Below are 16,728 nucleotides of genomic sequence, written 5' to 3' on the forward strand. Positions count from 1 at the left end.
CTGGTCGCGCAGTTCCCCGCGCCCCTGTCGGGCGCGTCTCCGCCGGCGCCCGTTAAATCACCACCGCCAGCAGAGTGCCTACCTCTACCTGCTGACCCGTGACGGCGTGCAGTGCCGTGAGCGTGCCTGTCGCGGGAGCGGCGATCCTGTGTTCCATCTTCATCGCCTCCAGCCACAGGAGGGGCTGTCCGGCCTGTACGGGGGCTCCTGGCGCCAAGCCCTCCGCAACCCGGACCACCGTCCCCGGCATGGGTGCCAGCAGGGAACCCGGGGCGTGCTGTGCCGTCGGGTCCGGGAAGCGGGGCAGGGCGGTCAGGGCCGTGTTGTTGACGTGGATCTCGTCGCCGTACCTCGTCACCTCGAACTTCCTTCGTACGCCTGCCACTTCGAGGACGACGAGACGCGCGTCGGCGTGGACGACCCGTACCCCCTCCGCCTCCGCCGTCAGGCCCTCGCGGGTGTGGCGGTAGGCCGCCTCGTGCTCCTCGCCGTCCGCCGTCGCGTAGCGCTTGACCTGCGGTCGGGCCGCCAGGTTGCGCCAGCCGCCGAAGCGGGAGCGGCCGTGGGCGTCGGCCAGGGCAGCGGCCAGGGGGGCCTGCGGGTCGGGGTTCGGCTCGGTGAGTTCGGGGAGGTGGCGGTCGTAGAAGCCCGTGGTCATACGGGCTGTCGTGAACTCCGGGTGGCGGAGGGAGCGGACGAGGAGGTCGCGGTTGGTGATCGGGCCGTGGATCGTCGCCCGTTCCAGTGCGCCCGCCAGTTTGCGGATCGCCTCCGCGCGCGTGGGGGCGTGTACGACGGCCTTGGCGAGCATCGGGTCGTAGTGGACGGGGATCGGGTCGCCGTCCGCGTACCCGGTGTCCAGGCGGATGCCCTCCGCCTCCGGGAAGGCGAGGCGGTGCAGGGTGCCGGTCTGCGGGGTCCAGGCAGCCGCCGGGTTCTCGGCGTACAGGCGGGCCTCTATCGCGTGTCCACGCGCGCGTGGGGGGCCGTTTTCGAGGGCCTCAAGGGCACAGCCCTCCGCGACGCGTATCTGGAGGGCCACCAGGTCGATGCCGAAGACCGCCTCCGTGACCGGGTGTTCGACCTGGAGGCGGGTGTTCATCTCCAGGAAGTGGGCCCTGCCGTCCTCCCCGACGAGGAACTCGACCGTGCCGGCGCCCGTGTAGTCGACGGCGCGGGCGGCCCGTACGGCCAGTTCGTGGAGTTCCGCGGTGAGCGTCTCCGGGATGCCGGGGGCCGGGGACTCCTCGATCACCTTCTGGTGGCGGCGCTGGAGGGAGCAGTCTCGGGTGCCGAGCGCCCACACCGTGCCGTGGGTGTCGGCCAGGATCTGGACCTCCACATGCCGGCCGCCCTCGACGTACGGCTCGACGAAGACCTCGCCGTCTCCGAAGGCGCTGTAGGCCTCCGCGCGGGCCGCCTCCAACTCGCCTTCCAGCGCGGCCAGTTCACGGACAACGCGCATACCTCGCCCGCCGCCGCCCGCCGCCGCCTTGACCAGTACCGGCAGGTCGGCCTCGGTGACGCCGGTCAGTGGCTTGAGCCCCATCAACTGCTTGGCGCGCGTCTTGGACGCCATCGCCTCGATCGCGGCCGGGGGCGGGCCGATCCAGACGAGTCCCGCGTCGAGTACGGCCGTTGCGAAACCGGCGTTCTCGGAGAGGAAGCCGTATCCGGGGTGCACGGCGTCCGCGCCCGCCGCCAGCGCCGCCTCCACGATTCTGTCGCCGCGCAGATACGTGTCCGCGGAGGCGGTCCCCGGCAGCCGTACCGCCTCGTCGGCCACGCGCGCGTGGAGGGCGTTCTCGTCGGCGTCGGAATGCACGGCGACCGTCCGGATGCCCAGCTCACGGCAGGTGCGGAAGATCCGGCAGGCGATCTCCCCGCGGTTGGCGACGAGTACGGAGGTGATCACAGTTGGTTCCCCAGGCATCGTTGGTTCCTTACATCCGGAAGACGCCGAAGCCGCCGCGGGCGCCCTCGTAGGGGGCGGTGTGGATCGCGGAGAGGCACAGGCCGAGGACGGTTCGGGTGTCGCGCGGGTCGATGACGCCGTCGTCGTACAGCCGCCCGGAGAGGAACATGGGCAGGGACTCGGCCTCGATCTGCTGCTCCACCATGGCCCGCAGCGCGGCGTCGCCCTCCTCGTCGTACGGCAGCCCCCTGGCGGCGGCCGACTGGCGGGCGACGATCGACAGCACGCCGGCGAGCTGCTGCGGGCCCATGACGGCGGACTTGGCGCTGGGCCAGGCGAAGAGGAAACGGGGGTCGTAGGCGCGCCCGCACATGCCGTAGTGCCCGGCGCCGTACGAGGCTCCCATGAGGACGGAGAGGTGGGGGACGCGGGAGTTGGAGACCGCGTTGATCATCATCGCGCCGTGCTTGATGATGCCGCCCTGCTCGTACTCCTTGCCGACCATGTAGCCGGTGGTGTTGTGGAGGAAGAGGAGCGGGATGTCGCGCTGGTTGGCGAGCTGGATGAACTGGGCGGCCTTCTGCGACTCCGCGCTGAAGAGCACCCCTTGGGCGTTGGCGAGGATGCCGACCGGGTAGCCGTGCAGCGCGGCCCAGCCGGTCACGAGGCTGGTCCCGTAGAGGGGCTTGAACTCGTCGAAGTCGGAGGCGTCGACGATACGCGCGACGACCTCGCGGGGATCGAAGGGCACCTTCAGGTCGCCCGGGACGATCCCCAGCAGCTCCTCCGCGTCGTACTTGGGCGGCCGGACCTCGGCCGGGCTCGGATCGGCGTACGCCTTGCGGTGGTTGAGGCGTGCCACGACGCGGCGGGCCTGGCGCAGGGCGTCGTGCTCGTCGAGGGCGAAGTAGTCGGCGAGGCCCGACACGCGCGCGTGCATCTCGGCGCCGCCCAGCGACTCGTCGTCGCTCTCCTCCCCGGTGGCCATCTTCACGAGGGGCGGCCCGCCGAGGAACACCTTGGCGCGCTCCTTGACCATGATCACGTGATCGGACATGCCGGGGATGTACGCCCCACCGGCGGTCGAGTTCCCGAACACCACGGCCACCGTGGGAATCCCGGCGGCGGAGAGCCGGGTGAGGTCGCGGAAGACGGCTCCCCCGGGGATGAAGATCTCCTTCTGGGACGGGAGATCCGCGCCGCCGGACTCGACGAGGCTGATGAACGGCAGCCGGTTGGCGAGCGCGATGTCGTTGGCGCGCAGGGCCTTCTTCAGGCTCCAGGGGTTGCTGGCACCGCCGCGCACGGTCGGGTCGTTGGCCGTGATCAGGCATTCCACACCCTCGACGACCCCGATCCCGGTGACGAGGGCGGCCCCGACGGCGTACTCGCTCCCCCAGGCCGCGAGCGGCGACAGCTCCAGGAAGGGCGTGTCGGGGTCGAGGAGCAGCTCGATGCGCTCACGGGCGAGGAGTTTGCCGCGGGCGTGGTGCCGGGCGGTGTACTTCTCGCCGCCACCCGCGAGCGCCTTGGCGTGCTCGGCGTCGAGGGCGGCGAGTTTGCCGAGCATGGACTCGCGGTGGGAGATGTGGTCGGCGAAGGCCGTGTCGAGAGTGGAGGTCAGGACCGTCACAGCAGTGCCTCCGGTATGTCGAGGTGGCGGGAGCGCAGCCATTCGCCGAGCGCCTTGGCCTGCGGATCGAAGCGGTGCTGCGCGGCGACGCCCTCGCCGAGGATGCCCTCGACGGTGAAGTTGAGGGCGCGGAGCTGCGGGAGGGCATGGCGTACGACGGTCAAGTCGGCGGTCTCCGGGAGCAGTTCGCGGAATCGGGGGACGGTGAGGGTGTGGGCGAGCCAGCGCCAGGCCTCGTCCGTGCGCACCCAGACACCGACGTTGGCGTTCCCGCCCTTGTCGCCACTGCGGGCGCCGGCGACGACCCCGAGGGGGGCCCGGCGGGTCGGGCCGGGCGGCAGGGGGTCGGGCAGGGGCGGCTTCGGCTGCTCTTCGAGTACGAGGGTGTCGCGCGGCGGGGGCACGGGGATCCGGCGTCCGTCGTCGAGGACGGCCACGTGGTCCACGGCGTCCTGAGGGACGTACTCCGCCTCGAAGACCCCGTAGGGGGCACCCTTTCCGGGCGGCGCGAGGACGTGGAACCCGGGGTAGCTGGCCAGGGCGAGTTCGACGGCGGCGCCGCTGAGGGTGCGGCCCACGGTGTTCTGGTCCGGGTCGCGGACGACGAGCCGCAGCAGGGCGCTGGCGGTCTCCTCGGTGGGCGCGTCGGGATGGTCGGTGCGGGCGAGGGACCAGGTCACCTCGGCGGGGCGGGACTTGGAGGCATGGAGCACGGTCTCCAGCTGGTCCCGGACGAGCGCGGCCTTGTGCTCGATGTCGAGCCCGGTGAGGACGAAGGTGACCTCGTTGCGGAAACCGCCGAGCCGGTTGAGGCCCACCTTGAGGGTGGGCGGGGGCGCTTCCCCTCGTACACCGTGGATACGTACCCGGTCGGGGCCCTCCTGCGTGAGGCGGACGGTGTCGAGGCGGGCGGTGACGTCGGGGCCGGCGTACCGGGCGCCCTGTGTCTCGTACAGGAGTTGGGCGGTGACGGTGCCGATGTCGACGATGCCGCCGGTGCCGGGATGCTTGGTGATGACGCTCGTGCCGTCGGGGTGGATCTCCGCGAGGGGGAAGCCGGGGTGGCGGAGGATGCGAGGGTCCTGCCGGACGTGCTCGGCGAAGAAGGCGTAGTTGCCGCCGGTGGCCTGCGTACCGCACTCCAGCACATGCCCGGCGACCACCGCGCCCGCGAGCCGGTCGTGGTCCTCCGGCCCCCAGCCGAAGTGGGCGGCGGCCGGCCCGGCGACGAGGGCGGCGTCGGTGACCCGGCCGGTGACGACGACGTCCGCACCCCCGCGCAGACAGGCGGCTATGCCGAAGGCACCCAAGTAGGCGTGTGCGGCAAGGCTGTCGGGGTGGCCGGCGGTGAGGTCGTCGCCCTCGACGTGGGCGACACGGACGGGGATCCCGAGCCGGTCGGCGAGTTTCCTGACGTTCTCCGCGAGGCCCGCCGGGTTGAGGCCACCGGCGTTGGCGACGATCCGCACCCCGCGCTCATGGGCTGTCCCGAGGCACTCCTCCAACTGCCGCAGGAAAGTACGGGCGTACCCGGCCGACGGGTCCTTGAGGCGGTCCCGGCCCAGGATGAGCATGGTCAGCTCGGCGAGGTAGTCACCGGTGAGGAAATCGAGGTGACCGCCGGTGAGCATCTCGCGCATGGCGTCGAAACGGTCACCGTAGAAGCCGGAGGCGTTGCCTATACGGACGGGGGCCGGCCGGCTCTGGGAGGCCGCCTGACTCTGGGAGGCCGGACGGCTTTGAGCGGCGGCCGTCACTGTGGTGCTCCGCCCGGTGCGCGCCCGTTGCCCGGCGGTCCCGCGAAGGCCTGGGCGATGTCGAGCCACTGGTCGGCGTCGGCGCCTTCGGCGGTCAGGGCGAGGTCGGTGCGGTGGGCGCGCTGGGTGACGAGGAGACAGAAGTCGAGGGCGGGGCCGGTGACCAGGCCGACCGCGTGCTTGGGGTCCTCCGGACCGAACGTCCACAACTCCCCTGCGGGTCCCGTGAGTTCGACGCGGAACTCGTCGAACGGCGGGGTCATCCCGTGCACGCCGAACGCGAAGTCGCGGGTGCGGACACCGAGGCGGGCGATGTGCCGGAGCCGGGCGGTGGGGGCGATGCGGGGCACGCCCAGCGCGTCGGCCACGTCCAGACCGTGGGCCCAGGTCTCCATCAGCCGGGCGGTCGCCATGGAGGCGGCGGACATCGGCGGCCCGTACCAGGGGAACCGTGCCCCGTCGGGTGCCTCGCGCAGGGCGTCCGCCAGGGCCTCGCGCCCGGCCCGCCAGTCCGCGAGCAGCCGCGCGGGCGGTTTCCCCGCCCACTCCTCGGCGCCGTTGTCCACGAAGTCCCCTGGCGAGGTCAGCGCCTTCTCCACCTCACGGTCGAAGGCGGCCCGGTCGGTCACGGCCAGCACGGAGGAGTGGTCGGTCCACGCGAGGTGCGCGATCTGGTGGGCGACGGTCCAGCCGGGGGCGGGGGTGTCGAGGGCCCACTGCTCGGGGCCCAACTCAGTTACCAGCCAGTCGAGTTGGGCGCCTTCCTGGCGCAGGTCATCGATGACGGCCGACGGGTCGGACACGAGGCGCTTCCTTTCGGGCACGACAGTGTGCCGGGCGTTGCGGCGTGGTGCGGTCCGCCCTTGAAGCATGGCAGCGCGACCAGAAACAAGCAAGCGTGCTTGCATTGAACGAGGGCTGCCGGAACGGGGGCGGGACGGGGGGTGGTGACGGGACGGGGCAGAGGCGGGCCCCGGCTCCGTCGAATCCGTTCCGGTACGTGTGGCCGTCCGAGCTCGATCTGATGGCCCAGCCGGCCGGGATGCGACTGCGCGAGCGGTGGGAGGGGTGGACGCGGGAACCGTTCACGAGCGAGAGCACGAAGCATGTGTCGGTGTGGGAGAAGCCGGCCGTCTGACCGGGCCGTGGGGCGCGGCCCGGGCACCGAAGGTCGGGTCACCTCGGTCGCCCGCCGCTCCACCATCTGCGGCGTCGTCGCTGAGCATCGGCGAGTACGTCCGCCGGGATCCCCAACTCCCGCAGCCGCCCTCGCAGTTCCGCCTCCTGCTCCCGGGTGACCGCCAGCCACAGCGAGGTTCCCGAGTCGTTCGCGCTGAAGACCGGGCGGTCGCCCTGACACGCCTCGGCGTTGATCGTGTACGGCGCCAGGGTCAGCAGCAGCCCGAACTGCTCGTCGTCGCGGACGTCGACGTCGATGGCCATCCCGGGGTCGTCGCGCCGTGAGCGCCTGCCGGCCGCCAACGCATCCCTCCCCAGGGCCAGCAACCGCTCGTACGACGGCAGCGTCTCCCGGGGCCAGGCGTCGTCGCTGTACGCGTCCACGTGGGCCGTGTCGATGCCGGAGCGCAGCACCCGCAGGACCTCGCGGTGGACGTGCGCGATGTCTGTCTGGTTCAGGCCCGCCAGAAGTACGAGTTCGCGCACCGGTTGAGGTGCGGGCTCGGGGGCCTGGCCGTCTTCCGGCGCTTCCGGGGCGTCCAGAGTCTCCGGGGCGTCCAGGGGGTTCTCGGGGGTGATTCTCACCCCCTCATGATCCTCCCCGCCGCCCGTCGCCCGTGCCGCCCCCGGCCTTCCGCCACCGGGGCACTCAGTCTTCGTCGACCGTCCTGGACAGCGCTTCGCTGATCATGCGGGTGGCGAAGTCGGGGTCCTCGGTGATGCGGTTGATGTGCTCCGCGAGGAGGAAAGCGGTGGCTTCGAGGGGAGTCATCTCGTTCTCGGTCCAGTCGCCGTACTGCTGACGCCACAGGTTGGGGCTGAGGCCGGTGCCCGCGGCGATGACCAGGCCGGCCATGGTGGGGATCACCTCGGGACGGACGCTCCTGGGCATCATGCGCATCGAGGCCACGAGGGTGGGGACGACGTACTCGATGACGTCCTTGCCGTGTTCGTCGTGGGCCTTCCGCAGCCAGGTCATGAACATGTAGATGAGGGTGCACGCGCCGTCCAGCAGGTCATCGGCCCCCTCGGGACCCAACGACGCGGTGAACTGCTCGATCAGCTTCCGCTGTTCGGGATCGGCCCCGGTCCTGCCGTCGTGGACCCTCTTGAGGTCGGAGTCGATCACCAGGAGTGCCGCGCCCACATCGCCGACGGGAGCGTGCTGGGGATCGCAGGGCGATGACACAGAATTCCTCCTCGGGCGGCTGCGGTGCGCAGCGAATCATGTACGTACGGTAAACGGCCGACGGGACGGACACAGGCGGTTTGCCACCTTTGCGGGGACAGGGGGACACTCCCGGTTTCCGTTCTCCGGCTGCGGCGCTCCGGTTGGCACTCTCCGAATCCCGGCCACCATGGAATGCCGGTCCCTGGGCGGACAGTTACCCAGTTCATGACCCAACGCCCCGCACCGCGCCCCCTGTCCGACGAAGCCCTCTCCGACCTGCTGGGCAAGCAGCGGTTCGGGACCCTGGCCACCAACAAGCGCAGCGGTCATGCCCACTTGACGACCATGGTCTACAGCTGGGATCCGGCGAACCGGATCGTGCGGTTCTCCACCACGGCCGACCGCGTCAAGGTCAAGCACCTGCGACGAGACCCGCGTGCGGCGCTGCACGTGTCGGGCGGCGACGTGTGGTCGTTCGCTGTCGCGGAGGGCGAGGCGGAGGCGTCCGAGGTCACGACGGTCCCGGGCGACGCGGTCGGGCGGGAGTTGCTCGCGATGATCCCGGCGGAGGCCCGGCCGGAGGACGAACAGGCGTACCTGGAGGAGTTGGTGGCCGAGCGCAGGCTGGTCATCCGCCTGAAGGCACACCGGCTGTACGGAACGGCACTGGACGTCGACGCCTAGGGCAACGCGCGACTCGGCCTCCTCAGGCCTCCAACTCAAGCGGTTTCCTCGCCACTTGAGCCGAACCGTCCGACGCGGCCGATCCAGCGGACTCCTCGACAACGACGACCGGGACCTGTTTCCGGCCCACCTGTGTCCGCACCGCCCCCATGCTCGCCACGATGACGAGGGAGATCGCGAGGGCTTCGGGGGCGGAAAGGGCCTGGTCGAGGATCAGGAACCCGGCGGTCGCTGCGACCGCGGGTTCCAGGCTCATCAGGATCGCGAAGGTGGAGGAGGGCAGGCGCCGCAGGGCAAGAAGTTCGAGGGTGTACGGCAGCACGGACGACAGGACGCCGACCGCCGACCCCAGGGCGACGGTGGTCGGGTCGAGCAGCTTCCCGCCCGACTCGACGATGCCCAACGGCAGAAACGCCACCGCGGCGACCACCATGGCGAGCGCCAGCCCGTCGGCCTGCGGGAACCTTCGTCCCGTACGGGAACTGAGGACGATGTACGTCGCCCACAGGACACCGGCGCCCAGGGCGCAGGCGACCCCTACGGGATCCAGGGTGTCGAAGCCGCCGCCACCGAGCAGGAAGACCCCGGCGAGGGCGAGACCGGCCCAGGCGAGATTGAGGGCCCGCCGGGAGGCGACGACGGACAGCACGAGCGGCCCGAGCACCTCCAGCGTGACGGCGGGACCGAGCGGAATCCGGCCGATGGCCTGGTAGAACAGCCCGTTCATGGCGGCCATGGTCACCCCGAACAGGACGACCACTCCCCAGTCACCGCGCGAATACCCGCGCAGCTTGGGCCGGCACACCAACATCATGATCACGGCGGCGGCCAACAGCCGCAGCGTCACGATCCCGAAGGCCCCGGCCCTGGGCAACAGGGTCACGGCGAGCGCCCCGCCGAACTGCACGGATATCCCGCCGGACAGCACCAGCCCGACGGCCCCCAGGGCCCCCCACCCCTTGCGCGCCCCCCGGTGCCGCCCCCGAGAGCCCTCGGGGGTGGGGACGACGAGAGCGGGCAGGTTGGCGGAGGGCAGCGCGACGTCACCCGCACCGGCGGGCACGACCGGTCCCGCCACGGCGGCCCACGAGGGCAGACGCTCAGCACTGGGCATCTTCACAGGGCCTTCCCACGATTTACGCGCGATCTCCGTACAATGTGATGCACTCTCCCGTTCAGAGTAATGCACCAGCAAGGGTGTGCGAACCCACGTACACCCGACGCGCCCCGGCCTGCACTCCGGCGGCCTGCCCTTCCCCCCATGCTCCCCGTCAGCGGCGGGACATGTACAGATCCAGCGCCTTGTGCAGCAGCCGATTGAGGGGCAGATCCCACTCCCCCAGACACTCGACGGCCTCACCCCCCGTACCGACCTTGAAGCGCAGCAGACCGAGCAGGTGGTTGGAGTCCTCCAGTGTGTCCGTGATGCCGCGCAGGTCGTACACGGCTGCGCCCAGCTCGTGGGCGTCGGCCATCATGCGCCACTGGATGGCGTTGTTGGGCTGGACCTCGCGCCGACGGCTCATGGAGGCGCCGTACGAGTACCAGACGTGCTCCCCGACGGTGAGCATCGTGGCCGCGGCGAGCACCTCGCCCTCGTGGTGGGCGAGATAGAGGCGCATACGGTCCGGGTCTTCGGCGGTCAGCGCGCTCCACATGCGCTGGAAGTAGGGCAGCGGACGCGGAAGGAAGCGATCGCGTTCCGCCGTCTCGGCGTAGAGGGAGTAGAAGGCGGGCAGGTCCTCGTATCCACCCCGGACCACCGTCACGCCCGCCTTCTCGGCCTTCTTGATGTTGCGCCGCCACTGCTGGTTGAGCCCTCGGTGGATGTCCTCCAACGACCTTCCGGCGAACGGAACTTGGAACACGTACCGGGGTTGCCCGGCGGCAAACCCACCGTCCTCCCCGCCGAGTTCACTCTGCTGCCAGCCCATTCGGCGCAGCCGGTCGGCGACATCGAAGGCGTGCGGTTCGTACGAGGTGGCCTCGGCGTCGCGCAGCCGCCGCGCCGCCGGATCGGCGATCGCCGCCTTGACGGCGTCCGCGCTCCACCGGCGTACGACGACGGGCGGCCCCATCTTGACCGAGAAGGCTCCCTGCCCCTTCAAATACGCGGCCATCGGCACCAGCCACCGCTCAAGATCCGGTGCCGCCCAGTCGATCAACGGCCCCTCGGGCAGATAGGCGAGGTACCGCTTGAGCTTGGGCAAGGGCCGGTACAGCACCAACCCGGCACCGACGAGCCGCCCACCCTGCTCATCGTCGAACCAACCCAGGCTCTCCGGCCGCCAGTCGGGCTTCACGTCACCCCACGAGGGCACCTGCATATGGCTGGCGGAGGGCCGCCCCGCAACGAACGCCAGATGCTCGGCACGGCTGATGGGCTGGGTACGGAGTGGCACGAGCGGGGCTCCTTCGGCGGGTTTGGCCTACCACCCTAGGAGATCGACTCCGGCCGCCCCCACGCCCGCGGCCAGTCCAGCACGGTCAGCTCGGGCCACTGCTCCCGCCACCGCGACGCCTTCGCCTCGTAGACGGCCCGCGGGGCAAGCACCGGGTTCGGCCGGACGACGAGGTTGAACACGTCCGACAGCCCGTGCGGCGCGTACACACGCCACCGGCCGTCCCGCTCCAGGCGTACGCCCAGACAGCACGTCGTCGCCGCGAAGCTGTCGATCGCCGCCTCGGTGGACGGATACGGCGGGCACGGGACGCCGAACTTCTCCTCGTACCAGAGGTGGACCCGGGCCTCGTTGCGGATCTCGACCTCGGCGGGCAGGCCGGCGAAGACCTTCCGCCCTGCCTGGATGGCCCTGTCCTCCGCCGCCCAGGACAGATCGCCGTCATCGAAATAGAAGACGTCGTAATCCTTGATGCCGTGGGTGGGCGGCCTGGCGGTGGCGACATTCCACACGGTCTGGAACAGACACCCGGCCGTCAGGTACCACCCGGGCAGATCCAGTGTCGCGGTGCGGGCCAGCACCTCCACCAAGATGTCGTTGCGGGACAACACCTCACGCAAAGACCCGAGTTGCTCATCGAGGGGAAGCCGACCGATCACCCCTCGGGGCGCTCGGCGACGAAGGAGCCGAGGCCCGGCTCCGTGTAGATGAGCCCTTCCGCACGCAGTCCCTTGTGCACCTTCTGCGCGGTCACAGCGGCGATGCCGAACTCAGCGGTGATCTCCACAACGGACGGGATGCGAGTCCGAGGCGGGTACGTGCCGTCCTCGATGCGGCGGCGGATCACCTCGGCCACCTGGCGCCAGCGGGGGATATCGGCAGCAAATTCCATCACCGCACCACCATGCGCAGACGGCCGTATTCTGCGCGATTCACAGTCGACCGCTCATACAGCAGTAGACCGCAGTAGGGTGTAGCTTTGAAAGACCCCGGCGACGGATTCCGGCCGCCCCGGGGCATGGCCACCAGCAATCCCGAACGGAGCTGATGACAGTGACCGACCTTATCGACCGCCTCGTCGCCTGGGTGTGCACCCTGCTCACCCCACGCGGCACGCACCGCCGAACCCACCCGGCCTTCCTCCTCGCGCACCCCAGTCCGCCCCCGCCCCGAGCCGCACTCCCCGCCCACCGCAGCCCGTACGGCCTGGACGCCGACGCCCCTCTCGACGGCGCCGCCACCAGGTCCGTACGCCCGTACCTCACCGCCCACGAACAACGGCTGCGGCGACGGGAGTTGGCCATGGCCACCCTGGGCCTGGACATGCCCGGCCCGTACTGGATCCACGGGATGGAGGTCGCCTGATGCGAGCGGAACCGGAGTCGACGGACACGCCTGAACTGCCTTACGAGCAGCGCCTGTTGCCCTGGTCCGGCGCTGAGGGCAAGCCCTGCTACCTGATCACCGACAACCACGGCGGCCCCGTGTCCCGTCTGGCCGACGCGACGGAGTCCGTACAACTCGGCATGGGCGCCGAACTCCTCGCCCACGCCCGCGAACTGCTCCCGGACACGCCACGCGGTGAACTCCGCTTCCTCGCCGAGCGGTTGACGGAGGCCCTGCGGGATGCGCTTCGCGTGGCCGAGAGCCGGGGGCAGCGGTTGAACCGGCTGAACTGAGCCGAAGGGACACCGGCCTGATGCCATGGGGCCCGGAGCCGTCCGGGCCCCAGGACTGTGTCGCTATCCGCGGTTGTCGTTCGCGGTGACTTCGGAAGCCGTTTGATGGCGGGAGGGCAATGCCTGTCGTGCCGCAGCGACCAAGCGGTGTGCGGCAGTTCCATACACCGCGGACTCCTGGAGCGTATTCCACACCCGTAGATAGGTGTCAACGCCGGGGTTATCGTCGACCCTCAACTCCGCATGCCAGTTCTCAACGATCACCTGCTGGTCGTCATAGATCCAGAAGCCGACAGCCGGCGGCAACTTCAGGGGTGCCGACAGTGGGACGATCCCCAACTCAACCGTCGTGAGGCCAATAACCCCAGCGAGGCGGTCCAATTGGGCAGCGAGTACCGAGGGTGGGCAGATCAGAGCGTGAAGGGCCGCTTCCCACAGGACGATCTGAAAGCGTTTCGTACTGTCATACAGGGCCTCCTGCCGTTTCATGCGGGAGGCCACGGCTTCCTCGATGTCACGCGGCGACCGCTGCAACTCCGTGAATCGAGTGAAGACCGAACGAGCATAGTCGGGCGTTTGGAGAATTCCTACGATCATGGCACCCTGCCAGACACGAATGGTGCGGGCCCTTGCGATCTCCGCGTTGAGGGCGTCCTGCACGGGCTTGTGTCCAGCGGCAAGCTGACGCCGCCATGATCGGATATGGGACTCGAAACCCCTCAGCCTGGCGAGTAGTTCGTCGTACGCCTCGGGTTGACCGGTCCCTTCCGCCCACATCCGCAGATCGTCGTCCGTGGGCGTTGTCCGGCCGTTTTCCAGCTTGCTGACTTTCGACTTGTGCCATCCACACCTTTCAGCGAGCTGCGTACCGGTGAGCCGACCGCCCGGGGCTCGGAGCCGAAGTTCCCGCAGCCTTGTCCCGAGTGCTTCGCGCGCTTTCTGGTAGTCCGTACTCACCGGTGCACACCTGTTTCTGTTACTCCTTCGCGGTCAGACTTGCCGCGAACTCCTCGTACGGGACGGCATGATGCATGGCCGCGTCACGCGCCATGGAGTAGCCCACCACTTCGGCGGGCTCCGTGATCAGTTCGACGCTCACCAGGTTGTCCGCGCCGTCGAAGTTGAGCAACGCGACCAGCCTGGAATCGAAAATCCAGAAGTCTTCTTCGGGGACACTGAGCCGTTCGGCGTCCGCGCGCCAGAGATTCGAGATCTCCTCACCGACAGCGCTATTGCGCCGCGCGTTGTCGAGCAGGTACAACTGCCCTTCCGTTGCCGGGTTGTCGACGATACGGACTCGTTCGATCCGTTTGCCCAGCGCGGCCTGAGCACGGCGGTTCGCACACCACTCCGCATCGAGGCCGTCCCAGTTCACAGACTCGCCACTGACGAACTGGGCATAGGTGTCGGTGACTTCGTCGGACGCGTAGCGTCGCCGCGCTTCCAACCGCCAGGCCGTGTGTTCAAACTGCGTGAACAGTCGGCCGAGCTCATCCAGGTTGATGGTCCTCGCTGCGCGCGTCATGCCCTTCGGCCCCCAGTCCACGAGCAGTTCGCGGGGTACCACGATCGGCACCTCCCCATCGCCCAGGTGCTGAAGCTGGGCGATGTCCTCTGGATCCGTGAGCGGGGGGCCATGCACGATGACTTCTCGCGAGTCGAGGTCTTCATGCACGGCAGGGCACCCGTCGAGCCCGGAGCCCGTGCCGTTGAAGCGCAGCCGTCGCACCATGATCGGTTCCTTTCGTCAGGGACTGACTCAGCAAGCCTCCCCAAGGTCGACGCGCCATGCGCGCCACTCGGCAGGCGCACCTGAGGAACAGCGGGGAACTTTCTCATCCTGCCAAGCAACTTCGGGAAACTCGTAGGGCGGCCCTTGGCTCCCTCTTCCTAACGTCCTGTTCATGGCTACGTCGCCCCAGCAGCAGAACACCGGCAACAGTCACCCCGTCGACACCCTGGTCATCGACACCGAGCACAGCGACAAGATCGGCTACGTCATGGGCCACGTGGGTCCCTACATCCAGCTCCGCCCACCCGGCGGCGGTACGGAATGGGACGCCAGCCCTGACCGACTCCGCCGGGCCACCGCCACGGAAGCACTACGCGCCCGGGTCACCGAGCGGAACCGTGAAGGCAACCTCGCGTGAACCCGCCTGCCGCCAGAGCGTCGCCGGACCGCTGCCCCACGCCTTCGACATCCTCCTACCCGCGCTGCGGCTGCGGGTGCCATCCTCCGAGAAGGGAACAGCCATGACCATCTCCCTCGACCGCCCGCTGAGTACCCGCACCCGGGACCCGAAGGAACTGCTAAACGCCGTCCAGCCCCACGTCAGGCACCTCACTGTCAACGTGATGGACGGCGGCATGACCCTGTGGGACCGCGAAATCGCGCTACTCCTCCGCGACCACACCATGGTCCGCAATATGGCCGAGCGCATCCTCGGCAACGCCGTCATGTACACCATCGGCTGCATCGAGCACCCCGAGGTGCATCTCGGAGTCGGCAAGCTCGTGGACATCGGAGTCCATCAGCTCATCCTCGACACCCCCGTGTGGTGGGCTCTGTGCGACGCGTACAACGAGGGCCGCTACAAGCACCACGCCCCGTTCGTCGAACGCCGCCGCGACGGACTGTGCCTGCGCACCACGGACTTCCTGCGGTCCATCGGGTTCGACGTCGACGAGGAACTGTGGGCGATCGACGGCGCGGACTGCTCGCCGTGCGACAACAAGGTCCCCGACAGCCACTGAACCGCCCTACGCTGGCCCCTGTCCTCGATCCCCCGGAGGGCAGGGGCCAGACCCTGCGATGAGGGAGCGCCTTGCCCGCACAACACGACACCGCCGCCGAGACCGAACTGTGGAACGCCTACGCCGAGTCCGCGTTTCAGGACGATGCCGAGCCCGTGTTCCGCTGGACCCAGTACGCCGGGCACGGACCCGGCACCGAACTGCTCGGCAACCCGCGCTCGGTGCTGGAGATCGGCTGCGGAACCGGGCGGGCCCTCGCTCACCTCGCCCGGCACGGTGTGCGGGCGTACGGCGTCGATCTCTCGCCGGTCATGGTCGAGAAGTCGACCGAGAGGTGGAGAGACACCGGGGCCGTGTTCAGGTGCGCCGAAGTCCTGGAGCACCTGGCGGAGTGCGCGGACACGTACGACGCCGTCTACTCGGTCTTCGGCGCGGCCTGGTTCACCGACCCCGGCCGTCTCTTCCCGCTCGTACGGCAGCGGTTGAACCCCGGCGGTGTCTTCGTGTTCTCGCAGCCCCCGGCCATCCCCGGCGCGTACGGGCCACAGGGCATGTACAAGGGCGGCTTCGCGGGCAAGGCCCTGTTCACCTACCGCTACAGCTACCGCCCCGCCGTCTGGGAACGGCTCCTGGACCGGGCCGGCTTCACCGAAGTGACGGCCCGGGTGCTCGACGCCCCGACGCCCGGCCACATCGGGACGCTGATCGTCCGCGCCGAGACGCCCTGAGCAGCCCCGAGCAGCCCCTGGCCACCCCACCAGGTACGGCCCCGCCCAAGCCCCCTCACCGCCCACGTCTGAGAGAAGGCCCCATGAGGCACGAGTACGAGGCGAAGTTCCTGGCCGTCGATGTCGGCGCCCTCCAGGTCAGGCTGGCGGCTCTCGGGGCTGTCCAGGCGTTCCCGCGCACCCTCCTCACCCGCACGATCTTCGAGAACGACCGCCTCGACAGTGGGGCGTGGCTCCGCCTGCGCGACGAGGGCACCCGCTCGACACTCACGCTCAAGCAGGTCACCGATGCCACGACGATCGACGGCACCAAGGAGATCGAGACCGAGGTCGCCGACCTGAACGCCGTGGCCGACATCCTGCGCCGGATCGGCTGCGTCGAGGTCCGCCACCAGGAGAACTACCGCGAGGAATGGCGCCTGGGGGAAGTCGCCTTCGACTTCGACACCTGGCCCGGCCTCCCCAGCTTCCTGGAGATCGAGGGACCCGACGAGGCATCGGTCCGGCAGGCCGCCGCGCTCCTGGACCTCGACTACTCCGAGGCCCGGTTCGGCAGCGTCGACTCGATCTACAAGAGCGAGGCCGGCCGCGACATCCTCGCCGAGCCCACGCTCCTGTTCTCCGACCGCGAGAAGCAGTCGGACCTTCCCTCCGCGGCCCAGGACCACTGACCGCGAAGGCGGACAAGCCTTGCCGCGAATGGCGCCATGGGCCACCGGCCCACAGCCGGACACCGATCGTCCTTGCAGCGCAACCCGACCCGTCCTGCCACCCCGACCCGTCCTGCCACCCCGACCCGTCCTCGCCACCCCGACCCGTCCTGCCA

General features: G+C 69.8%; 19 protein-coding genes and 1 pseudogene. 8 read left to right on the forward strand and 12 right to left on the reverse strand.

Annotation, left to right across the window (positions count from 1 at the left end):
- Nucleotides 1-52 precede the first annotated feature (52 nt).
- The 4 genes from OG595_RS18080 to OG595_RS18095 all read right to left on the reverse strand — a co-directional run bounded on the left by OG595_RS18080 (nucleotide 53) and on the right by OG595_RS18095 (nucleotide 6,108).
- Nucleotides 53-1,915, reverse strand: coding sequence for an acetyl/propionyl/methylcrotonyl-CoA carboxylase subunit alpha (locus OG595_RS18080; protein ID WP_443073346.1), 1,863 nt, complete (start codon nucleotides 1,913-1,915; stop codon nucleotides 53-55).
- A 28-nt stretch (nucleotides 1,916-1,943) separates the two neighbouring features.
- Entirely contained in the window at nucleotides 1,944-3,548 is a 1,605-nt protein-coding gene (locus OG595_RS18085) for an acyl-CoA carboxylase subunit beta (RefSeq protein ID WP_329273385.1), read from the reverse strand.
- Nucleotides 3,545-5,230, reverse strand: coding sequence for an acyclic terpene utilization AtuA family protein (locus OG595_RS18090; protein ID WP_329282981.1), 1,686 nt, complete (start codon nucleotides 5,228-5,230; stop codon nucleotides 3,545-3,547). Before OG595_RS18090 ends, OG595_RS18085 begins: the two co-directional genes overlap by 4 nt.
- Nucleotides 5,231-5,301: 71 nt before the next feature.
- Nucleotides 5,302-6,108, reverse strand: coding sequence for a TIGR03084 family metal-binding protein (locus tag OG595_RS18095; RefSeq protein ID WP_329273386.1), 807 nt, complete (start codon nucleotides 6,106-6,108; stop codon nucleotides 5,302-5,304).
- A gap of 179 nt (nucleotides 6,109-6,287) precedes the next feature.
- Here OG595_RS18095 and OG595_RS18100 point away from each other — a divergent pair.
- A pseudogene (locus OG595_RS18100) lies at nucleotides 6,288-6,443 on the forward strand (SAM-dependent methyltransferase); the annotation flags it as partial.
- A 38-nt stretch (nucleotides 6,444-6,481) separates the two neighbouring features.
- Here OG595_RS18100 and OG595_RS18105 read toward each other — a convergent pair.
- Both OG595_RS18105 and OG595_RS18110 read right to left on the reverse strand, forming a co-directional pair.
- A complete protein-coding gene (locus tag OG595_RS18105) occupies nucleotides 6,482-7,069 on the reverse strand; it encodes a hypothetical protein (RefSeq protein ID WP_329273387.1) in 588 nt (195 codons plus the stop codon).
- Nucleotides 7,070-7,133: 64 nt separating this feature from the next.
- Nucleotides 7,134-7,673, reverse strand: a complete 540-nt coding sequence (locus OG595_RS18110) for a hypothetical protein (protein WP_329273388.1) — start codon at nucleotides 7,671-7,673, stop codon at nucleotides 7,134-7,136.
- A 207-nt stretch (nucleotides 7,674-7,880) separates the two neighbouring features.
- Here OG595_RS18110 and OG595_RS18115 point away from each other — a divergent pair, with 207 nt between their 5' ends.
- A complete protein-coding gene (locus OG595_RS18115) occupies nucleotides 7,881-8,339 on the forward strand; it encodes a TIGR03618 family F420-dependent PPOX class oxidoreductase (protein WP_329273390.1) in 459 nt (152 codons plus the stop codon).
- Between the two features lie 22 nt (nucleotides 8,340-8,361).
- On the opposite strand, the gene OG595_RS18120 is transcribed toward OG595_RS18115, so the two are convergent.
- The 4 genes from OG595_RS18120 to OG595_RS18135 form a co-directional block, all read right to left on the reverse strand.
- A complete protein-coding gene (locus OG595_RS18120; RefSeq protein WP_329273391.1) occupies nucleotides 8,362-9,453 on the reverse strand; it encodes an EamA family transporter in 1,092 nt (363 codons plus the stop codon).
- Between the two features lie 157 nt (nucleotides 9,454-9,610).
- On the reverse strand, nucleotides 9,611-10,741 hold the full coding sequence (locus tag OG595_RS18125; protein WP_329273393.1) for a lipid II:glycine glycyltransferase FemX: 1,131 nt from the start codon (nucleotides 10,739-10,741) through the stop codon (nucleotides 9,611-9,613).
- A 35-nt stretch (nucleotides 10,742-10,776) separates the two neighbouring features.
- Nucleotides 10,777-11,400, reverse strand: a complete 624-nt coding sequence (locus tag OG595_RS18130) for a nucleotidyltransferase family protein (protein ID WP_329273394.1) — start codon at nucleotides 11,398-11,400, stop codon at nucleotides 10,777-10,779.
- Nucleotides 11,397-11,633 (reverse strand): GntR family transcriptional regulator, encoded by a 237-nt coding sequence (locus OG595_RS18135; RefSeq protein ID WP_329282983.1) that lies wholly within the window; start codon nucleotides 11,631-11,633, stop codon nucleotides 11,397-11,399. The genes OG595_RS18130 and OG595_RS18135 overlap by 4 nt, the downstream gene beginning before the upstream one ends.
- A 155-nt stretch (nucleotides 11,634-11,788) precedes the next feature.
- Between OG595_RS18135 and OG595_RS18140 the strand changes: the two genes are divergently transcribed.
- Together OG595_RS18140 and OG595_RS18145 are read left to right on the forward strand one after the other, a co-directional pair.
- Nucleotides 11,789-12,106: a hypothetical protein gene (locus OG595_RS18140; protein ID WP_443073062.1), complete on the forward strand. Its 318-nt coding sequence runs from the start codon at nucleotides 11,789-11,791 to the stop codon at nucleotides 12,104-12,106.
- Complete coding sequence (locus tag OG595_RS18145) at nucleotides 12,106-12,420, forward strand: hypothetical protein (RefSeq protein WP_329273395.1); 315 nt, start codon at nucleotides 12,106-12,108, stop codon at nucleotides 12,418-12,420. Before OG595_RS18140 ends, OG595_RS18145 begins: the two co-directional genes overlap by 1 nt.
- A 63-nt stretch (nucleotides 12,421-12,483) precedes the next feature.
- Here OG595_RS18145 and OG595_RS18150 read toward each other — a convergent pair whose 3' ends face one another.
- Nucleotides 12,484-13,377 carry a helix-turn-helix domain-containing protein gene (locus OG595_RS18150; protein WP_329273397.1) on the reverse strand — a complete coding sequence of 298 codons (894 nt, stop codon included), beginning with the start codon at nucleotides 13,375-13,377 and terminating at the stop codon, nucleotides 12,484-12,486.
- Nucleotides 13,378-13,396: 19 nt separating this feature from the next.
- Entirely contained in the window at nucleotides 13,397-14,152 is a 756-nt protein-coding gene (locus tag OG595_RS18155; protein WP_329273398.1) for a DUF6879 family protein, read from the reverse strand.
- Between the two features lie 172 nt (nucleotides 14,153-14,324).
- Between OG595_RS18155 and OG595_RS18160 the strand changes: the two genes are divergently transcribed.
- From OG595_RS18160 to OG595_RS18175, 4 genes are all read left to right on the forward strand, one after another.
- Entirely contained in the window at nucleotides 14,325-14,570 is a 246-nt protein-coding gene (locus OG595_RS18160; RefSeq protein WP_329273400.1) for a hypothetical protein, read from the forward strand.
- A gap of 103 nt (nucleotides 14,571-14,673) precedes the next feature.
- Nucleotides 14,674-15,174 (forward strand): hypothetical protein, encoded by a 501-nt coding sequence (locus OG595_RS18165; protein ID WP_329282987.1) that lies wholly within the window; start codon nucleotides 14,674-14,676, stop codon nucleotides 15,172-15,174.
- 71 nt (nucleotides 15,175-15,245) lie between these two features.
- Nucleotides 15,246-15,902: a class I SAM-dependent methyltransferase gene (locus OG595_RS18170; protein WP_329273401.1), complete on the forward strand. Its 657-nt coding sequence runs from the start codon at nucleotides 15,246-15,248 to the stop codon at nucleotides 15,900-15,902.
- An 83-nt stretch (nucleotides 15,903-15,985) separates the two neighbouring features.
- The gene (locus tag OG595_RS18175; protein WP_329273403.1) at nucleotides 15,986-16,573 is read left to right on the forward strand and encodes a class IV adenylate cyclase; all 588 of its coding nucleotides are present in this window, start codon (nucleotides 15,986-15,988) and stop codon (nucleotides 16,571-16,573) included.
- Nucleotides 16,574-16,728 lie beyond the last annotated feature (155 nt).

It is taken from the genome of Streptomyces sp. NBC_01451 (assembly GCF_036227485.1).
In the GTDB taxonomy this organism is placed as follows: domain Bacteria; phylum Actinomycetota; class Actinomycetes; order Streptomycetales; family Streptomycetaceae; genus Streptomyces.

Coding starts and splice junctions, on each gene's coding strand:
- OG595_RS18135 (WP_329282983.1), bottom strand. CDS start 11,633: ATGGAATTTGCTGCCGATATCCCCCGCTGGCGCCAGGTGGCCGAGGTG.
- OG595_RS18155 (WP_329273398.1), bottom strand. CDS start 14,152: ATGGTGCGACGGCTGCGCTTCAACGGCACGGGCTCCGGGCTCGACGGG.
- OG595_RS18120 (WP_329273391.1), bottom strand. CDS start 9,453: ATGCCCAGTGCTGAGCGTCTGCCCTCGTGGGCCGCCGTGGCGGGACCG.
- OG595_RS18160 (WP_329273400.1), top strand. CDS start 14,325: ATGGCTACGTCGCCCCAGCAGCAGAACACCGGCAACAGTCACCCCGTC.
- OG595_RS18175 (WP_329273403.1), top strand. CDS start 15,986: ATGAGGCACGAGTACGAGGCGAAGTTCCTGGCCGTCGATGTCGGCGCC.
- OG595_RS18165 (WP_329282987.1), top strand. CDS start 14,674: ATGACCATCTCCCTCGACCGCCCGCTGAGTACCCGCACCCGGGACCCG.
- OG595_RS18145 (WP_329273395.1), top strand. CDS start 12,106: ATGCGAGCGGAACCGGAGTCGACGGACACGCCTGAACTGCCTTACGAG.
- OG595_RS18140 (WP_443073062.1), top strand. CDS start 11,789: ATGACAGTGACCGACCTTATCGACCGCCTCGTCGCCTGGGTGTGCACC.
- OG595_RS18115 (WP_329273390.1), top strand. CDS start 7,881: ATGACCCAACGCCCCGCACCGCGCCCCCTGTCCGACGAAGCCCTCTCC.